General features: G+C 71.8%; 13 protein-coding genes. 6 read left to right on the forward strand and 7 right to left on the reverse strand.

Annotated elements, in window-relative coordinates:
* The first annotated feature begins 34 nt into the window (after positions 1–34).
* From OG828_RS24460 to OG828_RS24470, 3 genes are all read left to right on the forward strand, one after another.
* On the forward strand, positions 35–559 hold the full coding sequence (locus tag OG828_RS24460; protein WP_328360684.1) for a hypothetical protein: 525 nt from the start codon (positions 35–37) through the stop codon (positions 557–559).
* A gap of 116 nt (positions 560–675) precedes the next feature.
* Positions 676–3,204: an immunoglobulin domain-containing protein gene (locus OG828_RS24465; RefSeq protein WP_328502339.1), complete on the forward strand. Its 2,529-nt coding sequence runs from the start codon at positions 676–678 to the stop codon at positions 3,202–3,204.
* 35 nt (positions 3,205–3,239) lie between these two features.
* A complete protein-coding gene (locus tag OG828_RS24470) occupies positions 3,240–3,605 on the forward strand; it encodes a DUF6479 family protein (RefSeq protein WP_210573154.1) in 366 nt (121 codons plus the stop codon).
* Positions 3,606–3,766: 161 nt separating this feature from the next.
* Here OG828_RS24470 and OG828_RS24475 read toward each other — a convergent pair whose 3' ends face one another.
* Complete coding sequence (locus OG828_RS24475) at positions 3,767–5,410, reverse strand: glycoside hydrolase family 13 protein (RefSeq protein ID WP_328502340.1); 1,644 nt, start codon at positions 5,408–5,410, stop codon at positions 3,767–3,769.
* A gap of 355 nt (positions 5,411–5,765) precedes the next feature.
* Here OG828_RS24475 and OG828_RS24480 point away from each other — a divergent pair, with 355 nt between their 5' ends.
* The gene (locus OG828_RS24480) at positions 5,766–6,692 is read left to right on the forward strand and encodes an LPXTG cell wall anchor domain-containing protein (protein ID WP_328502341.1); all 927 of its coding nucleotides are present in this window, start codon (positions 5,766–5,768) and stop codon (positions 6,690–6,692) included.
* Between the two features lie 71 nt (positions 6,693–6,763).
* Here OG828_RS24480 and OG828_RS24485 read toward each other — a convergent pair whose 3' ends face one another.
* Positions 6,764–7,723, reverse strand: a complete 960-nt coding sequence (locus tag OG828_RS24485; RefSeq protein WP_328439593.1) for a nucleoside hydrolase — start codon at positions 7,721–7,723, stop codon at positions 6,764–6,766.
* Positions 7,724–8,001: 278 nt separating this feature from the next.
* On the opposite strand from OG828_RS24485, the gene OG828_RS24490 reads away from it, so the two are divergent.
* Positions 8,002–8,775 (forward strand): hypothetical protein, encoded by a 774-nt coding sequence (locus OG828_RS24490; protein ID WP_328502342.1) that lies wholly within the window; start codon positions 8,002–8,004, stop codon positions 8,773–8,775.
* A gap of 513 nt (positions 8,776–9,288) precedes the next feature.
* Here OG828_RS24490 and OG828_RS24495 read toward each other — a convergent pair.
* The 4 genes from OG828_RS24495 to OG828_RS24510 form a co-directional block, all read right to left on the reverse strand.
* Positions 9,289–10,077 carry a GAF and ANTAR domain-containing protein gene (locus OG828_RS24495; RefSeq protein WP_328504935.1) on the reverse strand — a complete coding sequence of 263 codons (789 nt, stop codon included), beginning with the start codon at positions 10,075–10,077 and terminating at the stop codon, positions 9,289–9,291.
* A gap of 111 nt (positions 10,078–10,188) precedes the next feature.
* Positions 10,189–10,935 (reverse strand): TIGR03943 family putative permease subunit, encoded by a 747-nt coding sequence (locus OG828_RS24500; RefSeq protein WP_328504936.1) that lies wholly within the window; start codon positions 10,933–10,935, stop codon positions 10,189–10,191.
* Entirely contained in the window at positions 10,932–11,942 is a 1,011-nt protein-coding gene (locus OG828_RS24505; protein WP_328439595.1) for a permease, read from the reverse strand. The genes OG828_RS24500 and OG828_RS24505 overlap by 4 nt, the downstream gene beginning before the upstream one ends.
* Positions 11,943–12,013: 71 nt before the next feature.
* Positions 12,014–13,357, reverse strand: coding sequence for a helix-turn-helix domain-containing protein (locus OG828_RS24510; protein WP_328360707.1), 1,344 nt, complete (start codon positions 13,355–13,357; stop codon positions 12,014–12,016).
* Positions 13,358–13,447: 90 nt separating this feature from the next.
* On the opposite strand from OG828_RS24510, the gene OG828_RS24515 reads away from it, so the two are divergent.
* On the forward strand, positions 13,448–13,639 hold the full coding sequence (locus tag OG828_RS24515) for a hypothetical protein (protein ID WP_328442653.1): 192 nt from the start codon (positions 13,448–13,450) through the stop codon (positions 13,637–13,639).
* On the opposite strand, the gene OG828_RS24520 is transcribed toward OG828_RS24515, so the two are convergent.
* Complete coding sequence (locus tag OG828_RS24520) at positions 13,636–14,232, reverse strand: Uma2 family endonuclease (protein WP_328360710.1); 597 nt, start codon at positions 14,230–14,232, stop codon at positions 13,636–13,638. The two genes, OG828_RS24515 and OG828_RS24520, sit on opposite strands and share 4 nt — an antisense overlap.
* Positions 14,233–14,295: the final 63 nt, after the last annotated feature.

Raw genomic sequence — 14,295 nt, forward strand, 5'->3', positions numbered from 1 at the left:
CGCTCGACTCACCCAGAAAGGTGCTCGGTACCCCATGAGACGTAACTCCGCACGTGTCGTACTCGCCGCAGCCGCCGCCGGTGCCCTCACCCTCGGTCTGGCCACCTCCGCGTCCGCCGCCACCTCGACCCGCACGGTCGTCGACGGCTCGACCACGTACAACCTGTCCCTGACCGCGCCGAACACGGCCGCCGCCGCGGGCCAGGTCATCACCGTCTCCGGCTCCGGCTACAACACCGGCCAGGGCATCTACGTCGGCCTGTGCGTGGTCGACGGCGCGGCGGGCGTCAACAAGCCGACCCCGTGCCTCGGCGGCCAGGACGAGTCCGGCTCGACCGGCGCCTCGCACTGGGTGAACAACACCTTCGGCGGCATGTTCGCCAACAGCTCCAAGTTCGGCACCGGCGGCACCTTCAGCGTGAGCATCTTCGTCAAGGCCACCCTCGACGACGGCAGCGTCTGCGGCGAGGACGTGACCTGCGCGGTGGTCACCCGCGCCGACCACTTCGACACGAACGACCGCAAGTACGACGTGCACGTCCCGATCGCCTTCCAGTAACCCCGTACGTGGTGCGGGCCGGCCTCCCGTCACACCGGCCCGCACCACCCCGCCCCCCTCCGCCGCGCCGAGCCGACCCACCGATGAGGAAGCCCATGTTTTCCACGGCAGTTGACATGCCACGCCCGCGCCGCAGACGCCCGGCGGCGCTGCTCGGCGCCGTCGCGCTCGTGGCCGCCTCGGTCATGGTCGGCGTCGGCTCCACCGCGCAAGCCGCCGACACCCCGAAGACGGGCCTCGGCAAGAACGGCCAGAAGCTCACCGTCTCCGCCTCGGCGAACCTCGACCCCGACGGCGAGACCCTCCGCGTCACCGGCGAGGGCTACGACGCGACCAAGGCCATCTACGTCGCCCTGTGCAAGGACAACGGCGACAACCGCATCCCCACCCCGTGCCTCGGCGGCGCCGACATGACCGGCGGCGGCGAGTCGTCGAAGTGGATCGTGCCCGAGGGCGACGAGTACGCCGGCGATCTCGCCGTGACATGGGGCGCGGGCGGCACCTTCGACGTCGAGATCGCCGTGAAGGCCAAGGACGGCGGGCTCGACTGCACCCAGGTCACCTGCTCGGTCATCACCCGCGTCGACCACCGGGGCAGCGGCGACCGGTCCCAGGACGTCCGTATCCCGGTCGCCTTCGAGGGCCAGGACCCCGGCGGAGGCGGCGGCGACGGTGTGGACGTACCGGCCGGCACCGTCAGCTATGTGAAGGCCGCCGAGTTCACCACCGCCGGACGCCCGGTGGACCTTCTCCTGCACCCCGACTCCGGGAAGCTGTACGTCGGTTCGGAGAACATCCCGGACACCGCCGACGTCGCCGAGCAGGGCCTGTACGCGCTGGACGCCGCCGACGGCAAGCTGCTCAGCCATGTCGCGCAGGCCCCCGGCTCCACCGGCGCCCTGGCCCCCCGCGTGGTCAAGGAGATCACCGTCCCGCTCGCCGGTGACGGCGCCGTCTTCCACTACCCGCTGCGCGGTCTCGGCGCCGCCAAGGACGGCGACACGGTCGCCCGGGGCGTCTGGCTGACCGGCGCCTCGGTCACGGCCACCGGCCCGGGCACCACGGCATCGACGGTCCTGGTCCAGCAGGGCGCCACCGTCTCCGAGGTCGAGTACGCCACCGGGGTCGTAAAGCGCACGCTCACCCTCGACGGCGGCAGCAAGCTCGGCGTCGACACCGCACACGCCACCGCCTGGTCCGGCTACGACAACGGCAAGCTCAGCCGCATCGACACCGGCTCCTTCACCGTGACCGCGACCGCCCAACTCCCCGAAGGCTTCCTCACGTTCATCGAGCCGGATCCCGACACGGGCAACGTCTGGGTCGGCGTCGGGGACGACGTTCTCGTCTACGACAAGGACGCGAAGCTCCTGACCACGCTGGCCGGCAAGGACCGGGCGAAGGCGGCGGGCTTCGACAAGACCACGCACCGCGCCTTCGTCCTGCGCGAGGACACCGCCGCGGAGGGCACGGACAGCACCGGCTCCCTGGAGACGTACGACAGCACCACGTTCAAGCAGGCCGCCGCACCCCTCGCCCTCCCGGGCAGCCTGGCGGGCACCGGCGCCGCAGTGGCCGTGTCCCCGGGCGCCACGTCGGTCTATGTCACCGCGCAGGCCGAGAGCAAGGTCCTGAAGTTTGACGTCCGCGTCTCTCCGAAGGTCACCCAGTCCCCGACCGACCAGACCGTGGACCCCGGCGACGAGGTCACCTTCGTCGCGGCGGCCGAGGGCACTCCCGAGCCGGCCGTGCGCTGGCAGGTCAGCCCCGACGGCGGCCAGACCTGGACCGCGGTCGAGGGCGCGACGCGGAACGCGTACACCTTCACCGCGAAGGCGTCGCAGGACGGCTACCGGTACCGGGCGGAGTTCACCAACGCGGCGGGCACCACCCGCACGACGCCGGTGACGCTCACCGTCAAGGAGCCGTCGGACGGCGATGACGGCGGCGGCGACGGCAGCGAGGACCAGGACCCCTCCGGCACGAAGACCGGCACCGGCCCCGAGGGCCAGAAGCTCACCGTCACCCCGGTCAACAACCTCGCCACCGAGGACCAGACCCTGAAGATCACCGGCTCGGGCTACGACACCGACAAGGGCGTCTACGTCGCCCTGTGCGTCGACAACGGCGCCGGCGAACTCCCCACCCCCTGCATCGGCGGCGTCGACATGTCCGGCACCTCGCACTCCTCCGCCTGGATCTCCTCCAACCCGCCGGACTACGGCGAGGACCTGGCGATCCCGTACGACGACGGCGGCACCTTCGAAGTGGAGCTGACGGTCGACGCGAAGGACGAGTACACCGACTGCTTCAAGGCGACCTGCGTCCTCGCGACCCGCGCCGACCACACCCTCTCCGGCGACCGCTCACAGGACGTGAAGGTCCCGGTCAGCTTCGTCGGCCAGGACCCGGTGGACACGGACGACGGCGACACGGGCGGCACGGGCTCGACGGGCGGCACCGGCTCCGCATCCGGCGGCACGACCACGACCGGCGGAACGGGCTCCACCGGCGGCACGGCCACCTCCCCCTCCGGCGGCAGCCTCGCCTCCACCGGCGTCACGGTCCTGACCGTCGCCGCCCTCGCGGCCGGCCTGCTGGGCGCGGGCTGGATGGCGTACCGACGGGGCCGCACGGCCGACTAGCTCCCATTCGGGCCAATGGGGCGATAATGGGGGGTATGAGTACGGCAGCGTTTGAGGTAGCAGCCACGGCGAGTGACGTACTGAACGTGATAGCCGCCTTCGCCGGAGGACTGTTCATCGCCGGTGCACTGATCTGGGCCGTGCGGCTCGGCATGCGGGTCAGGGACCAGGAACCCCCACGGCCTAGCCCGGAGGAACAGCCCCACCTTCCCGTCACCGGCCCGGTCCGCGAGATGCGGGAGGTACGGGAACCGGACGAGGTCCCCCATTCGGAGCAGGAGCGGCTGATGCCGTACGAGCTCCACCACGCAAGCACCAAGCGAGGAAAGGACCAACACCGCAAACGCTGGCTCCCCGGCTCCAGCGGCGGCTTCGGAAGCGGCGGCATCGGCCACGTGTGACTCCGTCGGTGGTGCGGTGATGGGTTGGCGGTTGTCTGCGGGTTTGTGGGGGCTGGTCGCGCAGTTCCCCGCGCCCCTTCCCGGCACTGCCGAACCCCCCGGTGCTGGAGTGCCCCGTAGGGGCGCGGGGAACCGTGAACCCCGCCACCCCCATCCCCGGGCTACGCCAGCCAGACCGTCGTATCCGGCCCGATCCGCCCGTCGTCAATGGGCGCGCTGCTCAGCCGCACCTCTCCCGGCGGCAGTGCGATCGCCGTGTCCGACAGGTTGGCGACGCACCGCCAGCCGGCGCCGCGGGCGAAGGCGAGCACGCCGGGCGGGGTGTCGGCCGCCCAGGTCAGCTCCTCCCCCTCGAGCAGCTTGCGCCGCAGCCGCAGCGCCCGGCGGTACAGCTCCAGCGTCGAGCCCTCGACACCGTCCTGGGCCTCGACGGCGTACGACGCGAAAGTCGCCGGCTGCGGCAGCCACGCGGTCCCCGCCCCGAAGCCGTACGAAGGGCCGGTCGTCGTCCACGGCAGCGGCACCCGGCAGCCGTCGCGCCCTTTGGAGGTGTGGCCGGTCTGTTCCCAGATCGGGTCCTGGAGCACCTCGGCGGGCAGGTCGGCGACCTCGGGCAGACCGAGTTCCTCGCCCTGGTAGACGTACGACGATCCGGGCAGCGCAAGCATCAGCAGCGTGGCCGCCCGAGCGCGCCGCAGCCCCGCCGACTCGTCGACGGCGGGGGCGGTGCCGTCGGACAGGAGCCAGGCGTCCGGGTCGGTGCCGGGCGGGAGCATCAGGCGGGAGGCGTGGCGGACGACGTCGTGGTTGGACAGCACCCACGTGGCGGAGGCGCCGGCGGCGCGGGCGGTGGCGAGGGAGTCGCTGATGACCTGTTTCAGCTCACCGGCGTCCCAACCAGCCTGCAGATACTCGAAGTTGAAGGCCTGGCCGAGTTCGTCGGGGCGGGCGTACCGGGCGCGGCGGGCGCCCGGGACCCAGGCCTCGGCGACCGCCATACGGGGCGGAATGTAGGCGTCGAGGATCTTGCGCCAGTCGCGGTAGATCTCGTGGACCTCGTCGCGGTCGTAGAAGGGGTGGGTGCCCGGCGCGAAATCCGTGAGGGCGTCCTCGGCGCTGAGTTCGGGGGCGCCGAGGTCCCGCAACGGCTCGCTGAGGTCCTTGGCGAGAGCGTGGGCGACGTCCACGCGGAAACCGTCCACGCCCCGGTCGCACCAGAAGCGCAGGGTGGTGCGGAAGTCGGCGCGGACCTCTTCGTTGTCCCAGTTGAGGTCGGGCTGCTCGGGGGCGAACAGGTGCAGATACCACTGCCCGTCAGGAAGGCGCCGCCACGCGCTGCCGCCGAAGACGGACTGCCAGTCGGTGGGCGGGAGTTCGCCGTTCTCGCCCCGGCCGTCGCGGAAGACATACCGTTCACGGGCCGCTGATCCCGGCCCCGCGCGCAGGGCCTCCTGGAACCAGACGTGCTGGTGCGAGGTGTGGTTCGGGACAATGTCGACCATCACCTTCAGGCCGAGGCGATGCGCCTCCTCGACCATGGCGTCGAAGTCGTCGAGGGTGCCGAGGCGTGGGTCGACGTCGCGGTAGTCGGCGACGTCATAGCCGCCGTCGGCGAGTTCGGAGGGGTAGAAGGGGCTCAGCCACAGGGCGTCGACGCCCAGGGCGGCGAGGTGGTTCAGGCGCTGGATGATGCCCTTCAGGTCCCCGAGCCCGTCGCCGTCTGCGTCGGCGAAGCTGCGCGGATAGACCTGGTAGATGACGGCCTGACGCCACCAGTTGGGGTCGCGGGACGAGAGGTCGGGCACGCGGTCTCCTCTGCGGTGCGGTCACGCTGTGCGGTGGTGCGACAGACAAACCCTGTCCACATCGCCGGAAAAGTGAACCACCGGGCGGTTGCGTCAGGCGTGGACTGAAGCATTCCCCGTGTGACGAAAATGTGATGGCGCCTGAACTTCCTCTCCATCTCCGCAGGTTGACAGGTTTCAACGGCACGACGAGCATGGTCCTCGCTGTGGCGCATGTGACCGATGCGCCCGGTGTTTTTTCGCTATTCGCAGTTCTCTACGACCACTCCACCCGGCTCGGCGTGCCCGGCAGCATCGCGCTGCCCTCCACGGCGCCGTGCCCGGGTTCTCTGCTCACGCCAAGATGGGGATCCGCATGTCCATAGCGAGACGTGTCACCGCGCGCCGCCTCCTGACCACGGGCGCCGCGTCACTCGCCCTCTGCGCCGCCACCGTCGCCTCCGCCTCCGGCGCCTGGGCCACCGGCACACCCGGCGGCGAGGGCTGGAAGTCCGGCGGCGCCTACCAGCCCGGCACCGGCGCGGGCACGGAAACCGGCACCGACCGCTGCCAGTTCTCGCTCGACGGCGCCAACTTCTTCGACTCGGTCAAGGTCGACGACGTCAACCTCCGGCCCACCGACGACGGCAAGGTGCACATCTCCGTCCGCACCGCCGGCGACGCCACCACCTGCACCGCCTCCCTCGCCTCCTACATCGCCCACGGCCCCACCTTCGCCACCTCCGGCGAGCAGGTCTTCGTCGACTTCGACACGGTGACCGTCAAGCCCGGCCAGACCGACACCCTCGACATCGCGGTACCGGACGCGGGCTGCTTCGCGCAGATCGACCTGTACCGCGGCAAGGTCAAGTACGACGGCGAAGACCCCGACATCGGCGACGGCTTCGAGCACGGTGACCTGCCCAAGGGCCCGGACCGCCCGGTCATCAAGGACAAGCTGATCGCCGCGTGGAACGGCGGCACGAAGGACTGCACGACGGTCCCCTCCGAGCCCCCGGCCGAGACCCCGCCGGCCGAGACCACGCCGCCTCCGGCCGAGTCCACCCCGCCGGCCGATGAGACGACGCCCCCGCCGACCGAGCCGCCGTCCGAGACCCCCTCCACCCCGCCCGCCTCGGAGTCGTCGACACCCCCCGCCCCCACCCCGAACGGCGGCGACGACGACCTCGCCCAAACGGGCGGCAGCAGCGCCACCATGCCGATCGCGATCGGCGCGACGGTACTGCTGGCAGGCGGCGCAGGAATGGTGGTACTGACACGCCGCCGCCGCTCGTCGAACTGACGGGGCGCCCCGTTAGGGGCGCGGGGAACTGCGCGACCAGCCCCCACGAACCCGCAGACAAATAGAAGGAACTAACGCTCGACGGTCGAGAGGTACAACTTCACGTACCTCTCGACATCGACGTCCAACGCCACCTCCACCAACGGCTGTTCACGCACACCCTCATGAATCTCGGACTCACCGGGACGCGGACGCCGATCGACAACCGTCTGCCCCCGCCCCGGCCCCGCCGCAAGGTTCACCTCGACGGGCAGCAACTCCGTACTGATACCGGCCGGATCAACCACCGCACACACCGCCCCCGCGTCTCCAAGACCCCCCGTAGGGGTCGGGTCCCCGGACGCGGCAGGATCACGATGAGCCAGCAACTCCCCGGCCATCCGAAGACTCGCCTCCTCGCTCGCCCGCAACCGCTGCACATCCGCCGGCGGCACCAGCACGCGCTTGAACACATCCAGCCCGTACATGGTGATCGGCACCCCCGCGGTGAGCAGGATCGCCGCCGCCTCCGGGTCGTGCCACACGTTGAACTCCGCGACCGGCGTGGCATTCCCCGTCGCCACCGCGCCGCCCATGAACACGATCCGCTCGATGTTGTGCACCACCTCCGGGTGGGTCCGCAACAGCAGAGCGATATTCGTGAGGGGCGCGGTCGGAACGAGCGTCACCCGCCGCGGCGACGCAAGGATCTCCCGCCGCAGCAACGTCACCGCATCCACGTCGACCGCCGTACGGCTCGGCGCGGGCAGCCCGAGGTCGGCCATCCCGTCCTCCCCGTGCACATGCCGTGCCGTCCGCACGGCCTCGATCAACGGCCGCTCGGCACCACGCGCGACGGGAATCTCGGGCGCGCCCGCCTGCTCCAGCACGGTGAGCGTGTTCCGTACGACGCCGTCGACGTCGGTGTTCCCGGCCACACAGGTGATCGCCCGCAGGTCGATCCCCGGGTGGCGTACGGCGAACAGCAACGCCAGGGCGTCGTCGACACCGGTGTCGCAGTCGATGATCACGGGTATGGGCTGACCGGTCACGTCGGCGCTCCTCGTTCCACGTCCGGGTGAGTCACTGTCGTAAAGCACTGTCGACACGACCCTACGCAGCGGCCCAGAGTCCGGCGCCCCGCGCCCCGATCACCGCCTGGTACGGCACGAGCCGCGCCGCCCGGATACGGGCGCCGAGGGTGCTTATAGACAGGGGATCTATCTGTGCCCTCGACTCACCCGGACGGCTCGGCGCGCTGGTGAGCCCCCGTCGCCGGTGGTGCCGTAGGAGACACGCCCCCGCCCCGGCACCCCCAGGAGCCCCCTAGATGCCCCGCACTCCTGCCCACCCCCTGCTCCTCGCCTCCGCCCTGCTGACCGCGGCGACCGCATGCTCGGTCGACTGGCCGGAAACTCCCTCCGTGGCCGAACGGCCCAGCACCCCCACCTCCGCACAGTCTCCGTCACCGTCGTCGGCACCCGCGGCCGTCCCCTCCCTCACCAGAGCCCAGACAGAATCCGCACTCATCACCGAGACCGACCTCGGAGACCCCTGGATGCCGACGGAAGGGGCCGCCACCTGGCGGGACGGGCTGCTCAAGGCGGCAGCGCGGCCGGCGGAGTGTCAGCGGCTGCTGGACACCGTCTACACGGACGAACTCTTCGGCACGGCCACGGGGACGCGGGCCGTCGTCGCGCTTGACGACGCCTGGGACGGGGCGCAGTTGCGCTATCAGGTCGTCACGCAGCGCCCGGCGGAGGTGGAGAGCACGCTCGCCTGGCTGAGGTCGCTGCCGAGGACGTGCGCCACGTTCGCCGCGACGACCGCACAGGGCGCCGTACGCGAAGGCCAGGTCAGCGGACTGGAAATGCCCGACGTCGGCGACGCCCGCGAGGCGGTCCGGCTCACGCTCACCGGCGAATCGGCGGAGGGCGAGTTCACGCTCACCCTCGACGTCGCCGCCGTCCGCGTGGGCGCCGACGCGCTCGCGCTCACCAACGGCGGCATCGGCGAGGTATCGGCCGAGGTCACCCAGGGCGTCGCGGAACTGGGCGCCGCACGCCTCGCCGAGGTCCGCAAGCGGGGCCGCGCGGAGGTGTGAGAACGAAAAGGCGGCAGCCCCCCAGTCCCGGCTCCAGTCCCGGCCTCAGCCCCGGCTCCAGTCCCAGCCTCAGTCCCGGCCTCAGCCCCGGCTCCAGTCCCAGCTTCAGCCCCGGCCTCAGTCCCAGCTCCAGTCCCGGCTCCAGTCCCAGCCTCAGTCCCAGCCTCAGTCCCAGCTTCAGCCCCGGCCTCAGTCCCGGCTCCAGTCCCGGCTCCAGTCCCGGCTCCAGTCCCAGCCTCAGTCCCGGCCTCAGTCCCAGCTTCAGCCCCGGCCTCAGTCCCGGCTCCAGTCCCAGCTTCAGCCCCGGCCTCAGTCCCAGCTCCAGTCCCGGCTCCAGTCCCAGCCTCAGTCCCGGCCTCAGTCCCAGCTTCAGCCCCGGCCTCAGTCCCAGCTCCAGTCCCGGCTCCAGTCCCAGCCTCAGTCCCGGCCTCAGTCCCAGCTTCAGCCCCGGCCTCAGTCCCGGCTCCAGTCCCAGCTCCAGTCCCGGCTCCAGTCCCGGCTCCAGTCCCGGCCTCAGTCCCAGTCGAACCTCGCCCGCTGTGCCACCACATCCCGCGCCACATCCACCGCGGTCCGCTCCTCCGCGAACGCCCGCCCCCGCAACCGCGCCATCGCCTCGTCCGCCCCGACCCCCAGCTGAGCCATGATCATCCCGGTGGCCTGGTAGATCTCGTCGTGCTCGGTGGCGAGCCCGCTGAGCCAACGCTCCGGGTCGAGCACACCCTCCTCCTCGCGTGGCAGGGCCATCAGCGCCACCGTCATGACCCCGGCGACGAGCCGCGCGGTCCGCAGGTCACGCGCGCCGAGCGGGCCGGGCTCCCGGCGGTACAGGTCCAGCGTGCCCAGACACTCCTGCCCCTCCGGCCCGGCTCCGCCGTCCTCACCGCCCAGCGGCACCGCGTACGCCGCCCGTATCCCCACCGCCGTGGCCTCCATCGCGAACACCGGCCAGCGCCGCGCCCCCTCCTCGCTCGCCAGCTCCTCGGCGAACACCGCCGCCCCGTCCTGCGCGGCGGACAGGCAGGGCCCCTCGCCCAGCGTCGCCTGGATCTCCGTGAGCCGCTCCGCCAGCTCGTCACTCGCACACAGTTGTACGGGCATCCCGCCCCCGTGCAGCGAAACGGTCGCCCCGGTCACGTCCACCAGCCGGACCGCGACCGCGCACAGCCGCCCCGGCACCTCCGCGGGCCGGGCGCCCCGCACTTCCTCGCCGATCACACGGGCGGTGGGATCACGTTGCCGGGGACCCTCACCGCCGGCGGAACCGCCGTGCCGCTCGTCCCTGGGCCGCACGATCACCATCTCCTCCATACAGTGCGGCCTGCACGGTCTCTGCGTCCGGGGCGCGGCCCACAGGACCGTCCGTCCCGGACGCCGCCCGACTACCCGAGGGACCAGGCCCGAAACGCCCGCCTACCGCTTCTCGTACGGATCCGCAGGCTGATTCACCCGCACCACCGACCCGGCGTCCAGCACCGGCGGCCAGGCCGCGTCGCTGCCCAGCTCGCCCTTCGGCCGCCAGGTGCCGGTGACGGTGACCCACGCGTCGGTAGGAGGATGCCCCGACAAGTCAGTGCCCCGGATCTCTACCTTGCTGGCGGTGGCGTCGGCGGCGCAGCAGGTGACGTAGAGGCGAGTGACATACCAGGTGCCGTCGTCGTCCTGGGTGACGAAGCCGGTCATGCGGACGGTACGGCCCTTCAGGGACCGCCCGCTGTCGTAGATCGCCCGGGAGCTGAACTCGGCGAGCGTCAGCCGCACCGGGTCCCCGGAGGGCAGCGCGGGGAAGGTCCCGACCCCTTGAGCCGCCCGCTGCGCCGCCTCGCGCCCGGCGCTGTAGGACCCGAGCGCCGGGGGAGGGAAGAGGAGCAGGGCGAGGGCGGGAAGGGCGAGCAGCCAGGCCAGCCGGGGCCCGGGATGCGCATGCCCATGACCTCCCCCATGACCTTCCTCGTGCTCTTCCCCTTCATCCGCGTGCCGCCCCCGCCACCGTACGACCCCCGCCGCCGCCCCCAGCAGCACCAGCACCGCCCCGGACACGACCAGGTACGGCCGTAGCCCCGACTGCACATACCGCAGGTACAGCTCGCTGAACAGCGAGATCCGCAGGATCGCGGCGCCGGTCAGGAGGAGCAGGACCGCCGAGCCGTAGCGCCTCACAGCAGCCACCACCCCACCAGCACGCTGCTCACCACGGCCACCACCCAGGTCACGGACGAGAACCGCAGCGCGAAGCCCCGCCCGAAGGTCCCCGCCTGCAACGCCATCAGCTTCAGGTCGACCATCGGGCCCACCACCATGAACGCCAGCCGCGCGGTCGGCGAGAACCCGGTCAGCGAGGCCGCGACGAACGCGTCGGCCTCGCTGCACACGCACAGCACGACCGCGAGGACGGCAAGCAGCAGCACCGACAGCCAGGCGGACCCGGTGAAGACGTCCAGGACGGAACGCGGGACGGCGACGTTGAAGGTCGCCGCGGCAGCCGCGCCGAGGACGAGGAAGCCGCCCGCGTGCAGGAAGTCGTGCTGGAGCCCGGAGGCGAAGCCGCGCAGCCCGGTCGTCGCGTTCGGCGTCGTACGGCCCTTGGGCAGCCGCAGCCACTCGTCCTTGCCGAAGCGCACCCACAGCCAGCCCATGACGACAGCGGTCGCGAGGGAGGCGACGAGCCGCCCGAGGACCATCATCGGCTGCCCCGGAAACGCGATGGAGGTCGCGACGAGGACGACGGGGTTGATCGCGGGCGCGGAGAGGAGAAAGGCGAGCGCGGCGGCCGGGGCAACCCCTCGCCTCATCAGACTCCCCGCCACCGGCACGGACGCGCACTCGCACCCCGGCAGCACGACGCCCGCCGCACCGGCCACCGGCACGGCGAGCGCCTGGTTCTTCGGCAGCAGCCGGCTGAAGACCTTCTCCGGTACGAAGGCACCGATCGCCGCCGAGACCACCGTCCCGAGGAGCAGGAAGGGCACGCCCTGGACGGCGACGGCGGTGAAGACGGTCCACCAGGCGGCGACGGGCGGTGTGTAGAGGTCGAGGGCCACCATCGGCCCCAGCACGGAGACGACGGTGGCGATGGCGAGGAGCGCGGCGCCGCCGAGCACGGCGTACACGAGGGTGCGTACGGCGAGCCGCAGGCCGTCGGCCACAGTCGTCCGTTGGTTTTCCACGTGCCTCGCCCTGATCGTCCCGCTTTCCCCGCGCAGGCTAACCGCAACCCCTGTGGGCAGGCCCTGCCATCTCAAAGAGGGGGCTGTGCGGGTGCGGGTCCGAGGGTGGTGGTGCCGGGGGCCGTACGGTGTCCCAGCCCCGTCCGGTACGCGTCCAGGGCCGCCTCCACGCGCCCGGTCCGGCGCAGCAGATCGCCGAGCAGCCGGCACAGGTCGGCGAGGTCACCGGCGGCCCCGGCGCGCTCCAGCAGGCTGAGCGCGCGTACGTAGTGCTCCTCGGCGTCGTCCGTGTCCCCGGTGTCCTCGGCGATGATCCCGAGCAGCCGGTGCGCGGCGGCGGCGTGGACGGCGCCGCGCTCGGAGGACAGATCACCGAGGACCCCGTTCAGGAGGGCCGCCGCCTCCTCGGACTTGCCCCTCCGGTGGAGTACGTCGGCCAGCTCGACGGCGACCTGGCTGCTGTAGAGGGCGGCGCGCTTGGCGGAGAGCATGTCGAGGGCTTCCCTCAACTCGTCCTCGGCACGCTCCAGTTCGCCGTTCTGCGCGCACACGTACCCGCGCATCCAATGGCAGTTGGCGAGTTCGGTGCGGATCTGCAGCTGCCGGTACAGTTCGGCCGCCTTGGCGAGCGATGCGTCGGCCTCGGCGAGCCGCCCTTCGGCGAGCAGGGTGCGGGCGACCGACCGGTGCATACGGGCCACCAGCGCCGGGTCGCCCGCGCGCGGGGCGAGCGCGAGAGCGAACTCGGCGGCCTGGGCGGCGCGGGCGTGGGCGCCCATGTCCATGTACGGCCCGATGGCGGAGGCGTAGAGCAGCAGCAGGGCGTCCGGGTCGTGCAGGCCGCCCCGGTTCAGCTCGTCGAGGGTGGACTCCAACAGGTAGACGGCGTACCGCAGTTCACCGGCGAGGTAGTGCGCGACGGCCCGGCCGCGGATCGCCGGGACACGGGCGGGCAGCGGTGCGTCGGCCAGGGTCTCCTCGGCCCGCTCGAAGCACTTGCGCGCCTCGACCAGCTCGCCGGTCTGCGTCCCGCATTCCCCCAACCCCAGCAGCGCGGCGGCCTGTTCCTCCGCCAGCCCGTGCGGCTCGGCCTCGTCCAGCACCGCCCTGAACGCGTGGGCGGCGGCCTCGGTCTCACCGGTGGCGAGGGTGCGCTGGGCGCCGGTGAGCTGGAGCCGAAGCTCGGTGACGAGCCGGGCGGACCGCCCCTTGGCCAGCTCGTCGAAGCCGACGCCGAGCCGCTCGGCGAGATGCCGCAGCGCCTCGTCGGAGGGCCGCACCCGCCCGGACTCGAGGGTCGACACATAGGCGGGCGTGTACGCGGGCTCGGCCAACTGCCGCTGCGTCAACCCCCGCTCGACCCGCAGCCGCTGCACCCGGCGCCCGATGATCTCCGGGTCGTCCCGCTCCGGCATTCCGCCCAACTCCCCTTGCCCCTCTTGCCGTTCGGCAAGCACAGCCTCTAGGTTAAACGGCGGATTAAACGTGCGTAGGAGACCCGCTTAATGCACTCCTCAACCCCCCGCCGCTGTGAGGTCGCCGTGCTCGATCGCACCAGCCCCACCCAGCGTTACACCCGAGGCATCGCCGCCGCCGTCATCGCGGTAGCGACCCTACTGCTGGCCGCGAACGCGGGCCCGGCGCGGGCGGCGGAACCGGAACCGGTGCAGCAGCAGCTGGTTCAGCGGGAGTCCTAGAACTCCCCGGTGTCCAGCTCGAACCCGAGGGGCTCGGGGAGCGGGACAGCGAGGCCGAGCTTGTGCTTGGGGCCCTGGGCGTACTCGTCGCCCGAGGGCTCGGAGTAGACCGTCACCTCTGCCTCCTGCCGGTCGATCAGCAGGTAGACGGGGATGCCCGCGCGGGCATAGCCGCGGATCTTCTTCTCGCGGTCCCGGACGGCGGTGCTGTCGGAGGTGACCTCGGCGACGAGGAGGACGGCGGAGGGGTCGTGCCATTCCTCCTCGTTGCGGAAGCTGCCTTTGGGGGCGATGACCAGGTCAGGGATGACGTGGCCGGTCTCGGGGTCGCCGGGAACGTTCAAGCCGATGCCGGTGTAGTTGCGCAGGGAGGGGTCATTGCAGCGGTCGATGACCTGCCCGGTGAGTTCCGACAGGACCGTGGCGTGCCCCCCGTCCCCCAGCGACGTCACGCAGATCTCCCCTTCGATCAGCTCCACGCGCCACCCCTTGGGGGCCGTCGCACTGAAGAACTCGAAGACCTGCCCCACGCTCGCGCCCTCGTAGTCGGGCACGCCGCTGTCCGCGTCACTGCCGCCGTCAGGGTCACGCATTCGAACCACCCACTCAGTTACGACACCGGGCCAGTGGGTCCGGGTCCACCTGCGCGACCCGAA

The organism is Streptomyces sp. NBC_00457 (assembly GCF_036014015.1).
Lineage (GTDB): Bacteria > Actinomycetota > Actinomycetes > Streptomycetales > Streptomycetaceae > Streptomyces.